The sequence below is a fragment of the Sphingobacteriales bacterium genome (assembly GCA_016700115.1).
GTDB lineage: Bacteria > Bacteroidota > Bacteroidia > Chitinophagales > UBA2359 > UBA2359.
The window spans coordinates 3145893-3164139 of record CP064999.1; the positions used below are offsets into that span (position 1 = coordinate 3145893).

At 37.3% G+C, this 18247-nt stretch carries 13 protein-coding genes, 1 tRNA gene and 1 pseudogene; 4 read left to right on the forward strand and 11 right to left on the reverse strand.

The window, feature by feature from the left end:
- Positions 1 to 36: 36 nt before the first annotated feature.
- The gene (gene panB, locus IPM47_11355; protein ID QQS27502.1) at positions 37 to 858 is read right to left on the reverse strand and encodes a 3-methyl-2-oxobutanoate hydroxymethyltransferase; all 822 of its coding nucleotides are present in this window, start codon (positions 856 to 858) and stop codon (positions 37 to 39) included.
- A 129-nt stretch (positions 859 to 987) separates the two neighbouring features.
- Here panB and IPM47_11360 point away from each other — a divergent pair, with 129 nt between their 5' ends.
- Together IPM47_11360 and IPM47_11365 are read left to right on the forward strand one after the other, a co-directional pair.
- A complete protein-coding gene (locus tag IPM47_11360) occupies positions 988 to 2061 on the forward strand; it encodes a DUF4249 family protein (protein ID QQS27503.1) in 1074 nt (357 codons plus the stop codon).
- A 170-nt stretch (positions 2062 to 2231) separates the two neighbouring features.
- Entirely contained in the window at positions 2232 to 3413 is a 1182-nt protein-coding gene (locus IPM47_11365) for a cysteine desulfurase (GenBank protein QQS27504.1), read from the forward strand.
- On the opposite strand, the gene IPM47_11370 is transcribed toward IPM47_11365, so the two are convergent.
- The 8 genes and pseudogenes from IPM47_11370 to IPM47_11405 form a co-directional block, all read right to left on the reverse strand.
- The gene (locus IPM47_11370) at positions 3410 to 3652 is read right to left on the reverse strand and encodes a hypothetical protein (GenBank protein ID QQS27505.1); all 243 of its coding nucleotides are present in this window, start codon (positions 3650 to 3652) and stop codon (positions 3410 to 3412) included. The genes IPM47_11365 and IPM47_11370 overlap by 4 nt on opposite strands.
- 15 nt (positions 3653 to 3667) lie before the next feature.
- Positions 3668 to 6244 (reverse strand): DEAD/DEAH box helicase, encoded by a 2577-nt coding sequence (locus IPM47_11375; GenBank protein ID QQS27506.1) that lies wholly within the window; start codon positions 6242 to 6244, stop codon positions 3668 to 3670.
- A complete protein-coding gene (locus IPM47_11380) occupies positions 6244 to 7152 on the reverse strand; it encodes a DUF1837 domain-containing protein (GenBank protein QQS27507.1) in 909 nt (302 codons plus the stop codon). The genes IPM47_11375 and IPM47_11380 overlap by 1 nt, the downstream gene beginning before the upstream one ends.
- A 2-nt stretch (positions 7153 to 7154) precedes the next feature.
- On the reverse strand, positions 7155 to 8120 hold the full coding sequence (locus IPM47_11385; protein ID QQS27508.1) for an HNH endonuclease: 966 nt from the start codon (positions 8118 to 8120) through the stop codon (positions 7155 to 7157).
- A gap of 105 nt (positions 8121 to 8225) precedes the next feature.
- Positions 8226 to 9554, reverse strand: a complete 1329-nt coding sequence (dndC, locus tag IPM47_11390) for a DNA phosphorothioation system sulfurtransferase DndC (protein ID QQS27509.1) — start codon at positions 9552 to 9554, stop codon at positions 8226 to 8228.
- A gap of 398 nt (positions 9555 to 9952) precedes the next feature.
- Positions 9953 to 10333 (reverse strand): hypothetical protein, encoded by a 381-nt coding sequence (locus tag IPM47_11395; protein ID QQS27510.1) that lies wholly within the window; start codon positions 10331 to 10333, stop codon positions 9953 to 9955.
- A 57-nt stretch (positions 10334 to 10390) separates the two neighbouring features.
- Positions 10391 to 11070, reverse strand: a pseudogene (locus IPM47_11400) (two pore domain potassium channel family protein).
- The gene (locus IPM47_11405; protein QQS27511.1) at positions 11067 to 14504 is read right to left on the reverse strand and encodes an AAA family ATPase; all 3438 of its coding nucleotides are present in this window, start codon (positions 14502 to 14504) and stop codon (positions 11067 to 11069) included. Before IPM47_11405 ends, IPM47_11400 begins: the two are co-directional and overlap by 4 nt.
- A gap of 229 nt (positions 14505 to 14733) precedes the next feature.
- Between IPM47_11405 and IPM47_11410 the strand changes: the two genes are divergently transcribed.
- Entirely contained in the window at positions 14734 to 16089 is a 1356-nt protein-coding gene (locus IPM47_11410; protein QQS27512.1) for a carboxypeptidase-like regulatory domain-containing protein, read from the forward strand.
- A 245-nt stretch (positions 16090 to 16334) separates the two neighbouring features.
- Here the strand turns inward: IPM47_11410 and IPM47_11415 are convergent.
- Together IPM47_11415 and folB are read right to left on the reverse strand one after the other, a co-directional pair.
- Positions 16335 to 16405 (reverse strand) — tRNA-Cys (locus IPM47_11415).
- Positions 16406 to 16466: 61 nt separating this feature from the next.
- Positions 16467 to 16841: a dihydroneopterin aldolase gene (gene folB, locus IPM47_11420; GenBank protein ID QQS27513.1), complete on the reverse strand. Its 375-nt coding sequence runs from the start codon at positions 16839 to 16841 to the stop codon at positions 16467 to 16469.
- 155 nt (positions 16842 to 16996) lie between these two features.
- Here folB and IPM47_11425 point away from each other — a divergent pair, with 155 nt between their 5' ends.
- Positions 16997 to 18175: an acyl-CoA dehydrogenase family protein gene (locus tag IPM47_11425; protein QQS31449.1), complete on the forward strand. Its 1179-nt coding sequence runs from the start codon at positions 16997 to 16999 to the stop codon at positions 18173 to 18175.
- The last annotated feature ends 72 nt before the right edge of the window (positions 18176 to 18247 follow it).

An 18247-nucleotide genomic window follows, 5' to 3' on the forward strand; every position in this document is an offset into this window, starting at 1 on the left:
GACAGGGTTAAAAAGAAATAAGGCAAACCTGACCGTTTAATATTGCTCCTTGTCGTTGGGGAAATCACCGGTTTTAACATCTTCTACATAATTTTGAACAGCACTTTTTATGTCTGAAAAGAGGTTGAGGTATCTTCTCAGGAATCGGGGGTTAAAATCCTGTGTAATACCGAGCATATCATGAAGTACTAAAACCTGTCCGTCCACAAAATGACCTGCGCCAATTCCTATGATGGGGATGCTGACAGCCTGAGCCACTCTTTGTCCCAATATGGCGGGAATTTTTTCGACCACGATGGAAAAACATCCAATTTTTTCCAATAAAATGGCATCTTCTATCAATCTTTCGGCTTCTTCTTCCTCTTTTGCTCTTACTGTATAAGTCCCGAATTTATAAATTGATTGTGGGGTAAGCCCTAAATGCCCCATGACAGGAACACCTGCGCTCAATATGCGGCTGATTGAATTTTTGACCTCTCTTCCCCCTTCTAATTTTATAGCATGTGCTCCGGATTCTTTCATGATACGGATGGTAGAGGCAAGTGCTTTTTTAGAATTTCCCTGATAAGAACCAAAAGGCAGGTCAACCACTACCAAAGCTCGTTTGACGGCTTTTACCACAGAGGAGGCATGGTAAATCATTTGGTCGAGGGTGATGGGCAAGGTAGTTTCGTGTCCTGCCATTACATTTGAAGCCGAGTCTCCAACAAGAATAATATCAATACCAGCATCATCAACAATTCGAGCCATCGAAAAGTCGTAAGCCGTAAGCATGGAGATTTTTTCTTCCTGATCTTTCATGGCTTGCAAGACATGGGTGGTTACCCTTTTTACATCTATTCGTTTATGGATGGACATGAGTAAGTATGAATGTTAAAGTGAGTTAAAAAACCGACAATTGGGTTGCAAAATACTGAAATCTGCAAAAGTTGTGTGAAAATACCGCTGAAACAGGTACTTTTGAAGCAAAATTACCAATTTAGCCCAATGGAGAAATTTATTTTTACCCGAACCAAAGCCTTATTAAGCGTTCTTTTAGTTGTATCGTTATTCATAAATTCTTGTAGTACTGATTTTGATGTTGCTGCCGATTGGGAAGAGATTACTATTATTTACGGGTTGCTCGACAAGGGAAAAACCAACCAGTATATTCGTATCAACAAAGCGTTTTTAAGCCAAAACACCAGCGCGCTTGAAATAGCGCCCATTTCAGATTCGCTTTATCATAATCCGCCGGCAGAGGTGTTGTTGAAAGCTTATGACAATCAAAATAACCTGAAACAAACCCTAACCCTCGAAAAGGTGAATGCTGCCGATGAAGGGTTGGTAAAAGACGAAGGATTGTTTGCTTCAAATCCTTATTTTTTGTACAAAACTTCAGCAGCCTTAAATGCTACCTATATCTATAAAGTAGAAATTACTACCGCTGATGGTAAAATTATCACCGCCCAAACACCGGTAATTGACAATTTCGATGCCATCCGCCCTGACCCAAACTTCGAAGTCAGTTTGTTGAGTGAAAACTACACAATGCGGTGGTCGCCTTCCAATAATGTGGGGATTTACGATATGGATTTAATCGTCAAATACGACGAACAACGAATAGATGCCAATGGCTCAATTGTTACCCTCCCCAAAACCCTTAAATGGAATGTGTTTTCTAACCTCAACAGAGAAACCTCCATTGAGCAAGGCCGGGTTACTTATGATTTGAATGTAGAAGCATTTTTTAATGTACTATTGCAAAACCTTTCCAATGTCGACTCCGTACAACGTCGCTTCTTTAAATCATTCGATTTCTATATTCACGCAGGAAGCAACGACTTAAAAACCTACAACGATGTAACGTTCGCTCAATTTGGCGTAACCTCCAGTCAAAACATTCTCGAATATTCCAATGTAGAAGGTGGTTTGGGATTGTTTGCCTCCCGCTACAGCAAATTTATCGAAAATGTAAAACTAACCGATGCCTCCATTGACCTGTTGGCCTGCGACCCACGTACAACTGCATTGAAGTTTGCTACGCATCCCGGGAGTATTACTTTTCCTAATTGTTTTTAGAGGGGGGGAACTTTATTAGAGGGGGGAAACTTTTGTTGAATCGATTGGCGGGGGTTGAAGGAACGAATTATTTAAAGGGACTGACCCTTAGATCTCGGTGGTTTAATGTGTTTGCTGGGTGGGTAGTAGTGAAATAGGCTCTATCAGAGTCTTAAATTTGTCTTAAAGGAATGGAAGCTAAAAAACAAGTCATTTACCTCGACAATAACGCCACGACTCAAATTGATAAAAGGGTCTTGGATGCTATGATGCCATTTCTTACCAACGAGTTTGCAAATGCAAATAGCACTCATCGGTTTGGAGTCAATGCTTATGAAGCTGTCAAGTTTGCAAGAATTCAAGTGTCGGAGTTAATTTGTGCGGAGCCTCACGAAATTGTGTTTACAAGCGGTTCAACCGAAGCAATAAACCTTGCCATAAAAGGTGTTGCTGAATATAACATCCAGAAAGGAAAACACATTGTAACTGTATCATCGGAACACCCGGCTGTACTGGATACTTGTCAACACTTAGAAACAAAAGGTTTTGAAGTAACATACCTGCCTGTCAAATCGGATGGTTTAATTGACATGGCAAAACTTGAAAGGGTTTTGCGTAATGATACAATTCTTGTGTCGGTCATGTTAGCCAATAATGAAACCGGTGTTTTGCAACCAATCAACAAAATAGCCGAGCTATCACATAGTGCCGGAGCTTTGTTTATGTGCGATGCAACTCAAGCGGTTGGTAAAATACCTGTAAATGTTGATGCTCTTGAAATTGATTTGCTCTGTATGAGTGGTCACAAATTATATGCTCCCAAAGGTGTTGGAGCATTGTATGTGAGGCAACGAATGAACCGTGTGAAAATACCTGCGTTGGTGCATGGTGGAGGACACGAAAGGGGAATGAGAAGCGGAACGCTTAATGTTCCCGGCATTGTTGCTTTGGGTGAAGCCTGTGCCATTGCAAAAAAGGAGTTATCAAAAAATGAAGAAAGCATTGGCGCTTTGAGAGATTATTTGGAAACTGAATTACTCAAAATCGAAGGAACTTCAGTTAACGGAAATACTGCTGCCCGTCTTTTTAATACTTCAAACATTTTGTTTCGTGGCACTGATTCCGATGCGATTATTATGGGTTTAAGCAATCCCGAAAATGATTTGCCGCTTATTGCTGTAAGCAATGGAAGCGCTTGCACTTCTACATCTATTGAACCTTCTCATGTCTTGACTGCAATGGGCTTAGATGAAATTGCAGCCTTTAGCAGCATCCGTTTTTCTCTCGGCAAATACAACACGAAAAAGGAAATTGAGATTGTTATAGACGCTGTTAAGAATGTTGTAAACAGTCTTCGTTCAATGGTTAGTTAAAAATCAATATTATCATCGCTTTCATCTTCCCTGTATTCCAAAATCAATTTTGAATCGGTAGCAGGGAGCGCTTGAACCTCTTTGAGTTTCCGTCCAATTGTTCTTGTTCTCACACTTGTATTGTCAAGTTCTTTGGTTGCTGCAATCAGCTTATCTCTTGTCTTTTCAATACGGAGTGTGTGAATGATGTTTACGATTAAGAGAATCGTAAGGACTGAAAGGAAAATGTAGATTCCCATTTTGATTTTTTTTGCTTAAAACAATATTGAACTAATTTCATCATACTCAATCGCATCCTTACTTAATCTCAACTTCAATTTTCTAGAATTGATTTCAATTAACTTGTCGCCTTCTATTGTCAAACATTCTTTGTAATTCTTGAAAAGAAAATCTGCCGAATGCCGGGACAAACCGTAATTCTGCAATGCAATTATAATTGAGTTCTGTGTTCCGTATTCAAGCAAGGTAGCCCAATTGACTCCTGCATTTTCCTCTCCTAAAATTACCACAAGCATTGCGTAGTAGTTGTTGAAATATTTTTCAAACAAAAATCTCAATACATATTCAATATCTTCAATAATGTTTCCTATTAAAATGTTTATGTGTTGTTTGCTTCCATTAAACGGTTCAAACTTCTGTCCGGTATCTCCATAACCCGTCATAATGGTTCGACCTGTGTCATTGTAAAATTTGATTGACTGGCTGATTATCCGATTCAAAGGAATACCATTTATCCACTGATTCATAAGCATTGCAAAGTAGCCAAGTTGTTTTTTTGATTTTAAGTGCTTTTCTTCTGTCTGCCATTTAAAAATAGTATAGAATTTATACAACCATGCTTTGCATGTTTCATAGTCAACCCTTGCAGGTAGTTTAATTTCAGAATATCTGCTATTCTGCTTTTGCAAACTGAGATAAACTTCATTCTGAATTTTCAGATTGATTGAATTATTTGTGTTAAGTACCGTAGAAGGAACATCAATTTGCCCATTCTTACTTTCTGCCAATTCAATTATTTCCTTTTTGTTGTCTATAATAAGTTTCTTAATGATTTCACTTTCATAGTTAGCTCTTTTAATTTCAAGTGTATCAATACTGATAATGTTTGCGATATACCGTAGGATATCCTTCATTGTGTCAGATTCTTTTATGTTGGGGTTTTCATTTAGCACTTGTTCAATCTTTTTCAACTTCTTATCGATGTAATTTTCAACCGAAGGGTTTAAAGCAATATCATCTTTGTTTTCTAAAAGTGCTTCATGCGTCTTCCAAGTTTTATCACTCTCTTTTAGGCAAATGATGTTACCCGACAGTTCATTTTTCAACCTGCCTGCTCTGCCTGCCAAATTCCAAAAATCAATCGGTTGAAAATCGTTTCTACCGTTCTTGTTGTTCAGAATGAAAACATTTTTTGCCGGCATGTTTACACCTTCTAAAAGCGTAGAAGTGCAAAATACATAATTGATTTCCCGGTCTTTAAACAATGCTTCAATTTTTGCCCTGATTATCTGAGGAAGGTTTCCAAAGTGATAAGCAATTCCTCTGTTAAGAAATTCAGCCAAGTAGTAATCTTTGTGAATGTAACCTTTAATTTGCCTTACAACCTTTTTTACATTGCTTGAAACCTCTATTTCAGATTTCTCAAAGTAACTGAACAACTTTTCAGCTTTGTCAACAGCATCAAAACGTGAACTACAGTAAACTATGTTGCTTTCACTTCCACCTATTTTTGAAATAATATCATTAATGCTGCCCGCTTTCTTCACTATGCTTGGCTCAAAATCGTAAGGTTCAGAATCTATGTAATGAGTAACCTTTTCTTTAAGCATGTCCACAAAAAACAAATTCTGTGAAACAGGGGCTTCTTTCGTTTTATAGTTCAATTTTTCATCTTTCCTGAATAGTTTTAAGAACACTTCAGGGTTGGAAACATTGGGAGAAGAAAAATAAAGATTGAGGTTTTTATTCTGTTTCAATGATTTTGAAATAGCTGAGTAAGCAGTTATTGCTCTTGTGTCCTTTTCAGCAGCAAGTTTGTGTGCTTCATCAACAAACAGGTAAGAGAATGTTGGATTTTTCTTCTGTGATAAATAACTTAGTAAACGTTCCGGTGTTAGAACAAAAATGTAATGTTGTTGATTTTCCGAGTGTAATTCCGAAACATTACTGTTAGTCGCTACTGTGTAATTGTAATGCTCGAAAATATCTTTTAATTCTTTATTTAGGTCAATCGAAAACTGATTTATCAATGCTCTTGTCGGAACCATGATAACAATGTTCTCAGGCGGCTTATTGCCAACTACTTTTCTGATAAATGATTTGATGACAAACGATTTTCCCATAGAAGTGGGTCCCGAAAAACTAAAATGCTTTGAGTTACTGATTTTGGTATAAAGTTCAAATTGCGAATCAGTAAAAATTAAATTGTCTGTATCAGGAACTGACTGAGTAAATGCTTTGACTTTCTTTTCAAATTCTCTTTCAAATGGCAACTCAGAATCGTTTTTGTCTTCATTCTTCAAATATTCAATCCCAGGAAAGTTGCCCAGCTTTGCTAAAACTGAATGTGCAAAAGTTCGATAGTAAGGCTCATTTCGAAATTGGTGATTGAGCAATGTGATTACCTGATATGCTTTATTTCTTGCTTCGGGCTTTTTGGAATTTGAAAGTATGTCCGCAAATCTCAGAAGGTCACGAAATTCTTTATCGGTAAAATTAGTTTGCCAACCAGTTTCTGAAAACAATTCCTGTGCGAACAATTTTGCCGCTTTGTTTTGAAGTGTTGCAAAATAGTTGTCATGTAAAACATCATAGGCTAATTGTTCAATCATTATTCAGCTAAAGTTATTTTTTTGATGATTTCTTTTCGTGTTTCATCCAACTTCATAAACGGAAATACATACACATAGATAGTATAGCCGTGTAAATCATATTCATCAATCTTTTTTTTTATGTGGTTCATTTTACCCCCTACTTCTTTTTTAATTTTATCTTTAATCAGCTTTAGAAAATCAACATTGCTTAAACTTCTTTCTTCGGGTGTGGGGTTATGTTCAAAGCCAGCAAAAATTGCAAAGGCATTGTTCTTGGTAATTGGATTCTTTGAATTTGCCTTAGGCATGATTACCGATTTGAGAAACTGATATGAGTGTCCATCAAATGTTTCTTTACAAAGTTGTGAGTTCAATAAGCCAATTTCATCATTGATATTGTTCTTAGTTCTTGTTCTGAAATCGTTTATGGATGCAAATGCATTCGAAATTGATGTAGTTAGTTTTTGCTCCATCTTTGATTCTCCGAAAATGAGTTGATAATTTGTATCAGTCTCTTTCAGTAAGTGAATACCGTCAGAACCTTTTGCATAATCTTTTGAAGAAAGTTTTATTTCCAGCTTGGTTAATATCTTAGGGGCTTTTAAGTGTGATTCAAGAAAACAGAAAAGCAAAAGCTCTCCTGCTTCGCCTTCATTAACATTATAATCACGGAACTTTGAAGCCGCTTTTGTATAAAGTTCTCCCCAACGATTATCTTTTATAAAGTCATTTATTACTTTTCGTGAAAGGGAAAATGAAATAAAGTGATTACGCAAATTGTCTATCAATTCAGGATAGCAGAACTCGTTGTTTTCAATTTTCAGAATATATAAATTGAGTTTTGAATGAGTGTTCGGGACATCACATTCAATCTCCTTATAAAAGAGGTCTAAAAAAGATTCGGGTATGGTTGTTTTTAACTCCATTTTTATATTTTGAAAATATTATTCCTATGCCATTCAAAGTTTCCTAATAACGGGTAGTAGGTTTCCAATTTAGGCAAATTAATTTCCTTGTTTTCAAAAGCTCTAATACTGTAATTCGTTTCATTTTCTCTAAAAGTTTTTGAAACAACTACTTTGTAGTTTTCATCAATTGCTATAAGTCCTCTATCAAAGGCTCTATGAAGGTTTGGACATAAGGCAATTCCATTTGTAACCGTATCATCATAACTCACTCTAAATGGAACAATATGGCAGGCATCCACCAAAGAAACAGAAATTGTTGCATCTATTCTCATACCTGAAATACAGCAAGTATTGTTGTAGATTTTAGGAATTTCTCTTTTAAACAAACAACCTCTTAAAAAAATCTCCTCCTCATTTTTTTGCTTTATTAAGTTCTTTATTTCTTGCCTGTATTCCTCAGATGGTTCGTTTAATATTTTTTTCTCAATATCATCAAATAGTTTTTGTTGCTCACCTGATGAATTACTGAAATTGCTTTCTGTTTCAGGAAAGTGTTTATCCAATAAAAACTGTTGTAAAATTCCATTACTTTTTTTGTCATTCATTAAAGCGAGTAAATCCTCATTTATTATAGCAAAATCAACAGCCGCATTTAGATTTGCAAAACTTCGCATAGATGCAGATAGTTGAAGAATATTTTCAAATCCTGGTTTTGGAATTAGTTTCCAAAACTTATCGTTTGTTAGATGATAAAAAGGTAAGGCAAAACGGCAATCGTGATTTGATGTAACCAATAAACTCCAATTCGATTTGAATAATGCAACTAATTCAGGGCTGATGTAAATTCTTTGGTTGTTGTTTGTTCCGTTCTGAAATGTTTGTAATATAGAAAGTAGAAGAATAGGTTTGTGCGGAGCAAACCCGTGTGCTTTATCTATTCTTAGATTTTCAATTGCTTCGAGATATTTCTGTAATGTTTCTTGCACACTTGTTATGTTATTGGTTTTGAGTTAGGTGTTATTGCTAAAACCCTTTTTGTCCCGCAGGGCAAAGAATTCAGATGAAAGCCCGACCCGAACGAGTACGCTCAATTAATTCAAACGAACAGCTTTCTCTAATTCTTCAATAAACAGATTCAAGCGATTGTCTATATCTGACTGCAAACCTCTTTTGCGAATCATTAGTGTTTTGGTTTTTTGCAATGCCAATAGGTCTTGTATCAACTCCACATCCATTGGTTCCTGTGTACATGACTTTTTTAGAAGGTCAACTTCTTGTTTAATTTTTTCTTCTTGTTTGCCCATATTGATTTGTGTTTTAAAAATGCTGTTATAAATTTCAGATACTTTTGTGCCGAAGAAACAATCTCTGAACCAATGGTATTGAATTAGCACCATTTCCTGGTGTGTTATCAATTCAATTTTTTCGTAGGTTTGTATTGTTCTTTGTGCCTTTAAAATTCGTTTCAGAATTTCAACTCGGGTTTCAAATTTGTACGGACCCCAAACCCCTTCTTTAATTGAACCATCCATTTTGCGTTGTTCTCTCCAAATTTCGGGATTGTCTCTTGTCTCAATCAGGAAGTTTCTAATGTCTGCCAAGGGTTGCATCCAATCTTCTCCGTTGTCAATCAATCCTGCCATCGATTTGTCCTTGTTTACTACAGTGCAAACCCAACAACCAAAACGGCTGTTTCCGCAGCTTGGTGTTGTATCGTCAATGACTAAAGGGCAATCACCGCTATTGGCGTTTCTATAAAGCGTTACCAATTCTTTGTGCGTGCCGCCCCAAGGCGGGGGAACTTGATTGAGATATTGCCACAATTCGTTTGTCGTTACATCTTTGATTGGTGCATATACATAAGTGTTCGGCAATTGATGTTTACGCAGCCGCCGTCCTTTTACTTCATGGCGTTTAATTGAGGCTGCACGGTTTGTACTTTCATCGCTTCTTGTACCGAGTAAAATGATGGCTGCCCCATTTTCACCGATTTTTTCGGTAATCAGCCTTGTAGTAGGATTTATTTTTAGCCTTTCCGTGCACCAGCGGTAAAACTTGTTTGGTGCAGGATAGCCAAGTCCAATCAGCCTCACCCAAAAGCTGTCTTCCAATTTCGGCTTAGTTTCCTCGACGATAATCGGAAACTGATTTAGATTTGCCTGTTTTTGAATCTGCTTTAACGTTTTGTTAATAAATTTAACAATTCTTGGATTTTCTACCAAAGTATCATTGCAAACAACATAGATTTGTCTTGTCAGTAAGGAGGGTTCAATTTTTTTTAGAGCATTCCAAACTACCTGTAAAAGCATTGTGGAATCTTTCCCGCCACTAAACCCGATAATCCAAGGTCTTGTTGGATGTTCGTCATAGAGGTATTGGTCAATTATTTCGTTTTCTAAATGATGTATGTTTAATGACATGTATAATTTGTTGTCTCGCTGTTTTTTTTAAGATTTATTTGTAAAAATTTATTCAATAATTATTTCTCTAAACAACATACATTACTTATTCGAAAAGCGCTTTCGGGTCTTTTGCCCTTCAAAAAATCCGTATTCTTATCTTGTTGCTTTTAAATTGTAGTAATTACGCTACGTAAATTATCTTCTCAACCCCATAAACTGTATATCTTATCTATTTGATTATTCTATTTCGAATAAGCGTACTTTGCAACATTCTAATCTTAAAATCATGGTGCAAGTATAACCCTTTTTTATGCAAATGACAAATCCTATTAAACTTTTGTGTGCGATAATACAACAACTAAGCCCTCACCATTTCCGGCAAGGGCTTTTTAGTAGTTCGTTTTGGGATTTTTTGTTCATAGTTTTGAACCGTTCATCCCGATAAATGAACCGTTCATCCCGATAAATGAAACGTTTAACCCGATAAATGAAACGTTTAACCCGATAAATGAAACGTTTAATCCGATAAATGAAACGTTTAACCCGATAAATGAAACGTTTAACCCGATAAATGAAACGTTTAATCCGATAAATGAAACGTTTAACCCGATAAATGAAACGTTTAACCCGATAAATGAAACGTTTAACCCGATAAATGAAACGTTTAACCCGATAAATGAAACGTTTAACCCGATAAATGAAATGTTTAACCCGATAAATGAAACGTTTAACCCGATAAATGAAACGTTTATCCCGATAAATGAACCGTTCATCCCGATAAATGAACCGTTAATCATTCGGGTCAATAAAAAATAAGCCGAAACTGCTTGTAAACTTTTGAGTTTCGAAGTCTTTCAACCCTCCATTTTTTTGTTTTCGGCAGAGGTAAATTTACTAATCAGAATTCCCACCAACACAACGGTATAGAACTGGCCGAGAACCCCAAAAAAGGAGGCGGTTAGCTTGGTGAAGTGGCATTAGGAGTGATGTCGCCAAAGCCGATAGTGGTTTGGATGACTGAGCAGAAGTAAACAAGGTCAATATAGACCGAAGCTGCGTTGGCGTTGTTGATGTTGTTAATGGAAGTGGTGTCGAGATAGTACAAAAATTGCATCAAAAAAACACTCATTTCAATCATCAGGAAATATCCGCAAGCGGAGGCTGAAAAGATGTCGGCATTGATGTAGCTTGGTTTTATGAGGAAGCGGATGATTTCTAAGAAAATAAATCCAAAGAATATTACATAAATCAAACTAAGGATTTGCATAAAAAGTGTTGAATTGCCTACAAAGGGAATGCTTACCGGCAATAGGAAAACGGATAAAAACAGGATGTTTCTGATGATGTTTTTCAATCTGCCCTTTTGAATAAAGATGACAATACTTGTTAAACCCAAGACGAGCATATTAACCGGCCAAATCACCTTAATATAAAAGGGTAAGTCGGTCAGAAAGATGCCGATGTATAGATGTTGAATTAGGCCGAAGAGCAGAAATTCGTATTTCCGTTTTTCAAAAAAAGACACTATTTTCATCGAGGGTTCTCCTTTCTTATGAGTTGCAGGTTCTTCGATGAAATGTTAAAAATAGCGTTGTTCTGACTATAGTATTGTAGCAGTGATTGATAAATAGGGCTGTTTTTCAAAATATCCATACATCCAATGATGATGAGATATTCTTTTGCCCGTGTCAGGGTTACGTTAAGTTTTTTGTCAACATTGCCTTCGGCATTTAGTACATGCAAATTGTTTAACTGAGCAGGGTTATTAACTGCCAAAGAAACGATAATGATGTTTTTTTGCCCGCCTTGATATCGCTCAACAGTATCAACCACTATCGAATTATTGATTTCGTCATTCAGGTTGTTTTTAATTTCTGCAATCTGAGTACGGTAAGGTGTAATGATTCCTATTCCTTTTTCAAGTTCTTCGGGAGTGTTAAAGAGCAGTTTTAACTGTGCGACTAATAGTTCGACTAACCTGGCTTCAGATTTGTTTCGATTGCGTTCGTTTTCTTTTTCAGTCGAAATAAAAATGGTGCGCTGTTTCCAAAGGGTTTCTAAGAAGGGAAAAGTAAATGTAAGATTGTGGTTTAAAAAAGAGGCATTTTCGGCAGTCTGCCGTTCTTCTATGTGTTGAAGTCTGTTTTCATAATAAAACCGGCTTGGATAACGGGCTATGTGTATATGCATTCTACCCTGGTCCTGAAGCATATCATAAGCATCGTGCCAGCCTTTTTGTTGGCACTGTCTTAACAGTCGTTCGAATAAAGAAACAGATAAATTGTTAATGCCAACTTCATTTAACAAGGTTTCATTAGTGTGGACAGTAGTATCACCCTGAACAACAACGGCCGGCAATTGTTTTTCGTCTCCAATCATGATAAACCGCGACACCTTGCCTAAAAGCCCGATAATTTGCGGTTCGAGTAGTTGTGAAGCTTCATCAATAATGGCAGTCAATTTCGGGTTTTGGTTTCTATCTTCCAGATATTTGCGAAGTTCAGGGCTTCTTTGGTAGGTTAAAACGGTAGATATGAAAATTCGGCAACCTTGAATTTCTTTTTTAGTAGTTTTTAACTCGTTATGTTTAGCAAACTTGCTCAACAACAATTCAGGATGCTCTGTTGCTGATCCATAACCGAGTCTAAATATTCTGAATGTATCCTGTAAATCTTTAACTGCTTCACAAATTTCGTCAACTGCGCGATTGGTAAATGCCAGCAAAATTATTTTTTCATCAGGATTTTTAAGTATTTCACTAACTAACCGCCTGATCATTACTTTAGTCTTTCCTGTTCCTGGAGGACCTTGCAGGAGAAAGTAATTTTGTGCACTTAATGCTTTTTGCAAGGTAAGAAGTTGCTGAGGCTTGAGAATATCAGTTTCCAATTGTTCGGGTAAAGCCGAAAAAACCGGTGGAGTGAGCCCCAGAATCAGGGATTTTTTTTCGGAAGGTAACTTTACAAATTCATACAACGACTGATACATAATATCGTAACTCATATCGGTACTTTCAGCTTCAAATGCCCAATAGTGATAGTTTTCAAAATGTTCTTTACGGATAAATTTATTCATGGGGCTGATCACAACCATGTCTTTTGTCAGTTGTTTGATGGTTGCCTTTAAAATTTGATGCTTGGTTGGTTTCAGGCTTTCATCTTCCGGTTCATGCGGATACAGCAACACCATATCGCCAACCCTAAACCGAGCAACTTGTAAAGTTTTACCTTCCGTTTTGTCAAATATTATTTCACAATCTCCAACAAGTTGGTCAATTTGTCTGAACTTTAGAAATGCAAGGATAGTAAAATCCAATTCTTTAAATCCCAACTGGTTATTCCATAACCCCGAAAATCCCCAATCACCCCGGTTGTTGTCGCCTCCGATTTTAGAAGCTCGCTGTTCGCGTGCGGTAAAGGCTATCCATTCGTAAAAATATTTTAATTCTAAAGGCTTACAGTCTGATAAAATTTTCCTGAAAGAGTCAAAAGCCTGAATATCATTGGGAAATAAATTTTGTGATCCTACTATATTTGAGTTAACCTGAGCCAGTACTTCTTCAGGATTAAATGTCAACCGGTATTCAGAAGCTACGATTTGATTTCTCATATACAAAACAAATCTCTTAGCTTTCATATCATTGCTTACATTTCGAAGCGGGGAATTTTCAGGGGCAACGGAAGAATACAGAATTGCGCTGCTCCCTTTATGTGCCGGATTTCTACTTTCCAACAATAAATGATAAGAAACCGCCTGCATTGCATCTGCCATGTTGACTTGTCTGTAGGGCAAAGGATCTTTGCTAGTTTTCAATTCGATAACATCCTGATGGTCCGGGTCTTGCTCATAATTCACCAACACATCCAAACGGCCGCGAAGACCGAATTTTTCAGACAAAAAGGTAGGTTCAATGCTTAATTCATGTTGTTTAAACTGTTGTACAACCGGGCTGTTAATGGTTGCCAGATGTTTTATCAATTCATCTTTAAGTTTTCTAAAATCGTCGTTGCTAAAAGTGAGCGCATGGGTCGGGTTAATGATGATATATTGTTTAAACAAGTCCAACACTGAAGGTTCTTCATTTCTGAGATTGGCATCTAAATAGGCATTGACAATATTACCCCTGAGCAAATAGTAATTGGAAAAATCGTTTGAAAATTTTTTAAACAGATACATGGAATGATGCGCTCCATTTTTAAGGCAAGTCTGCGAAATTGAAGTAACATCCAACAGGAAATCCGGATCAAGAGTTATGAGTGTTTCGGCTGTAACAGCCATCACTAAGTTGTGATTGTTTTCTTCAAAATTGGCAGGATTTTGAAGCTGTATATGGGTGATATTTATCCTGGCATACTGCCACATTAAAGGATGGAGATAAACAAAGTCTGACCAAATGTAAATAGAAACCTGCTCGTAATCGTCAGTATAGCAGGTTAGTATAAAATAGGGTTTGTCATCCTTTGTTTTCAATAAAGGTGTATAATCCTTTACCACGCCCTTTAACAGGGGAATTTGTTCTCTATTTAAATTGGAAGGTTTTGTTTTCTCATCGGGTTCGTCAGTCAGCAATAATGGTTTACAAAAGTCATATAAATCGGTAGGGGGCATCATTTCCGATAAATGTTGCAAAGTCAGGCATATTGTTAAAACGGTTTGTTGTAAATCTTTTAGTTCAACATCTAAATGAGGGTTTTTTGCGATTTTTTGAATGAGATAACCACAGCGTTTGAGATACCCCGAAATCTTGGCAGGCAGATCATAAAGATCGAGAATGACAATCAGCCTTTCGTAGTCGGAAGAAAAAAATTGTTGTTGCGTTTTTGTCAATTCGCGCAGCATTAAATGATAGACCAAGCCGGCCTCCATCAGTCGGGCAGAAGCTAAAGAATCACTGTTGACCACATTTTGCAACAAGTCATAAAGATATTGGGAAACTTCAGCAGAGAGCTGAGGTGAAGAAGAGTCCATATTACTCAAATTTTAAAAGATTAAGTCTGTCCTTATTTGTGAAGGCAAAATTAAATATTTAGTGCAAAGAAATGGTAAAAAAATAAAACACATAGTCCTTCAGAACTCAGGAGGGCAAATAAAGGTTTTATCATCGTATTGTAAGATTTGTAGTATTTGGTTAAATTGGTTCAATTTTTGAAATTTGTGTCTATAAATCATTGAACGTACTACCAAGTTTGAAAAACAAATGAATACTCAGTTTTTAAAATTTAAAGTTTTGGATAGAGCCAATAAAAATATTTCCCTTTTCTTGATGATGCTGATTGGGTTGGTTTGTATGACTTGTCCTGTTTTTGCCCAGGAATATGTATTAAGCGGAACTTTAATCAACCCTTCATCCAATAGCTTTGTAGCATTTGCTAATGTTGGTATCAAAAACGCATCAGTTGGAACAGTAAGTAATGAAACGGGTGAATTCGAACTTCATTTTGATGCAAAATATCTGCATGATACTTTGCAGGTATCGTGTATTGGCTTTTTCACCTACCAAACGCCCCTCAAATCATTGTACCAAAAACAGCCGGTTCAACTCAGTATTTTACCCCGATCCTATTCTTTAAAAGAGGTAACTGTTACTCCGGATGAAATCAGCGCCGAGTATATCGTCAACAAAGCCATGTTCCTTATTCCCGAAAATTATCTGAATCATTCATATCTGACAGACGGATTTTATCGTGAATATTTCAGCGAAAATGGAAACTTTGTCGGATTTGCTGAAGCGTGTGTAAGCATTTTTGATCCAATCGGCTATGCAACAAACATAAACAAACCATCCGAAACCATTAAAATCAATCAGCTCAGGGTTAGTGACATTTACAACAAAGGAAATTATGTATTATATATAGACCTGAATTTCGCGCTTAGATCCAATTTATTGAGAAATGCCAATTTCTGGCAAAATTATGCCGGGCAATTAAAACCTTCGGTTTCGCATTTAAAGTTAGACAGCATCGCTTATTATGATAACGATTTAGTCTATTGTATCAGCTACAGAATAGATACTAAACGAGCCGGAATTTATAACGGAAGGTTATTCATCAGAAAAACTGATTATGCTGTTCTGCGCCTTGAACTTTCTGTCCAAAACGAAATTGAAGGAAGGGAAGAGAATGGCGCTCCTCATACTTCTACGACTATTATGACTTTTAAAGAATTCCAAGGCAAGCTCTATCTTCAATACACAAAGGCAAGCCATGAGGTTAGTTATCAGGCAGATCATGAGCAATATGACCTAACTTTTTATTCAGAACTATTTATCACCAATCTTCAACCGATGAATATCAGTCCGCTGCCTGAAAACGGACGAATTAAACCTGCCAGTATTTTTTACCAACCAAGATACAGAACTTTTGACCCCGATTTTTGGAAATCCTATAACATGTTTGAAAAATCACCCCATAACCGTCAAATTATTGCCGACCTCGAACAAATCAGACCACTGTCAGAGCAATATACTGCCAACGGGAAACTCAAACTGAAACATCCGGAACCAGTCAGCAGCAACTCAGGTAAAATTGAACCTGAATTTAGGACAGGATTTTAATTTTTTACCCCAACTGTTCTTAGTAGATAGCGGGTAAATTGGCAAAAATTTAAACCACATTGTAGCTGGGTTAAGTACTTTGCACTCATTATTAGGCAAGGATTAGGTGAAAATTTATGGCTAACCTAGCTTTTTTTTCATTTAGCCTCGATTTGGGTTCTTACGTCAAAAAAACGGGAAAGTTAAAGTTTGGGGTAAAAAAATCCCCTCATAAATCTTTCAATTTACAAGGGGAATTAAGTGGGAGGTCGGAACCGGATTCGAACCGGTGTACGAGGTTTTGCAGACCTCTGCCTAGCCACTCGGCCATCCGACCTGATTAAGTTTATTTTAAGCTCATTTAAAGCGGGTGTAAAAGTACAACTATATTTTGGGTTTTATACACCTGAGCGCACTTTTTTTACTTCAACAAAAGTTTGTCCCACCTGAATGTTTAGTGCCGGTACTTGCAGTTTAGTAACTTTCACAGTTACTTCTGCAATTTTTTCCGATAAATCATACACCTTGTCAGCTATAGATAAGGCGACATGTTCAAGCAAACGGGAGGGTATTGCCATCACCGAATCGCAAATCACAAACACTTTTTCATAATCAATCGTTCCGTTCAGGTCGTCTTTTGCTGCAGCATCTACAACATTTGCGATGATATAGACATCTACCCGGAACGGAGTGCCGGTTGTTTGTTCTTCATCATAAAAACCGTGGCCCGAAAAAAACTGAAGGTTTTCAATGCCGATACAGATGGAATACATATTGAAAAAGAATTGTGGTGAACAGTTTTGCTAAATAAACTAAGCGACACAAAAATATTGCTTAATTTTGTGCCATTAATATACGGCAATTTCAATAAAATTTAAATTTTATGGCATCGAACGGCATGGAAACAGAAATTCGACATTTGAAAAGCGTGGGTCAGGACAAATATCGCTCACACGATTATTATCTGGTAGATGAGTTGCTGACAGACGAACATCGTTTAATCAGAGATACAGTACAGGCATGGGTTAAAAAGGAAATTTCTCCCATTATTGAAGATTATGCACAGCGCGCCCAGTTTCCCAAGCAAATCATTAAAGGGCTTGCAGAAGTCGGGGCATTTGGACCGACAATTCCTGTTGAATACGGCGGTCAGGGGCTGGACTATATTTCTTATGGTATCATTATGCAAGAACTGGAACGTGGAGACTCAGGAGTTCGCTCTACTGCTTCTGTTCAGAGTTCATTGGTGATGTATCCTATTTTTACCTATGGTTCTGAAGAACAAAAGCGCAAATATCTTCCGAAATTAGGATCGGGAGAAATGATGGGCTGTTTTGGTTTAACAGAACCCAATCATGGTTCAAATCCCGGCGGAATGGAAACGAGATTTGAAGACAAAGGCAGTCATTATCTGCTCAATGGTGCAAAAATGTGGATTTCAAACGCTCCTTTTGCCGATATCGCTGTGGTTTGGGCAAAAGATGAAGCCGGGGTTATCAGAGGGTTGATTGTTGAGCGGGGAATGGAGGGATTCAGTACTCCCGAAACGCACGGTAAATGGTCGTTGAGAGCATCTGCAACCGGTGAACTGGTATTTGATAACGTAAAAGTTCCAAAGGAAAACCTGTTCCCTTTTGCAAAAGGATTGAAAGCTCCGTTGGGATGTCTTTCTTCTGCCCGTTTTGGAATAGCATGGGGAGCAATCGGTGCCGCTTTGGATTGTTATGATTCTGCTTTGCGATATTCTTTAGAGCGTATCCAATTTGAGAAACCGATCGGTGCGTTTCAGTTGACCCAAAAGAAGTTAGCCGAAATGATTACCGAAATCACCAAAGCTCAATTGCTCGCCTGGCGTTTGGGGGTATTGAAAAATGAAGACCGGGCAACTGCTGCTCAAATTTCTATGGCCAAAAGAAATAATGTTGATATGGCATTGCACATTGCTCGTGAAGCAAGACAAATTCACGGTGGAATGGGCATTACCGGCGAATTCCCAATCATGCGCCACATGATGAATTTAGAATCAGTCATTACTTATGAAGGTACTCATGACATACATTTGCTCATTACCGGAATGGACGTAACCGGAATCAATGCTTTTAAATAAATTAAGTAGTTACTGATTTTCTTACCAATACCTACCGTTTTGCTGCCGGTTATTTCTGTAGGCGGCGGTTCA

What these genes read in the sequence shown, in the direction of transcription:
- panB (QQS27502.1), bottom strand. Translation starts at nt 858, where the DNA reads ATGTCCATCCATAAACGAATAGATGTAAAAAGGGTAACCACCCATGTC.
- IPM47_11360 (QQS27503.1), top strand. Translation starts at nt 988, where the DNA reads ATGGAGAAATTTATTTTTACCCGAACCAAAGCCTTATTAAGCGTTCTT.
- IPM47_11365 (QQS27504.1), top strand. Translation starts at nt 2,232, where the DNA reads ATGGAAGCTAAAAAACAAGTCATTTACCTCGACAATAACGCCACGACT.
- IPM47_11370 (QQS27505.1), bottom strand. Translation starts at nt 3,652, where the DNA reads ATGGGAATCTACATTTTCCTTTCAGTCCTTACGATTCTCTTAATCGTA.
- IPM47_11375 (QQS27506.1), bottom strand. Translation starts at nt 6,244, where the DNA reads ATGATTGAACAATTAGCCTATGATGTTTTACATGACAACTATTTTGCA.
- IPM47_11380 (QQS27507.1), bottom strand. Translation starts at nt 7,152, where the DNA reads ATGGAGTTAAAAACAACCATACCCGAATCTTTTTTAGACCTCTTTTAT.
- dndC (QQS27509.1), bottom strand. Translation starts at nt 9,554, where the DNA reads ATGTCATTAAACATACATCATTTAGAAAACGAAATAATTGACCAATAC.
- IPM47_11395 (QQS27510.1), bottom strand. Translation starts at nt 10,333, where the DNA reads ATGATTAACGGTTCATTTATCGGGATGAACGGTTCATTTATCGGGATA.
- IPM47_11405 (QQS27511.1), bottom strand. Translation starts at nt 14,504, where the DNA reads ATGGACTCTTCTTCACCTCAGCTCTCTGCTGAAGTTTCCCAATATCTT.
- IPM47_11410 (QQS27512.1), top strand. Translation starts at nt 14,734, where the DNA reads ATGAATACTCAGTTTTTAAAATTTAAAGTTTTGGATAGAGCCAATAAA.
- folB (QQS27513.1), bottom strand. Translation starts at nt 16,841, where the DNA reads ATGTATTCCATCTGTATCGGCATTGAAAACCTTCAGTTTTTTTCGGGC.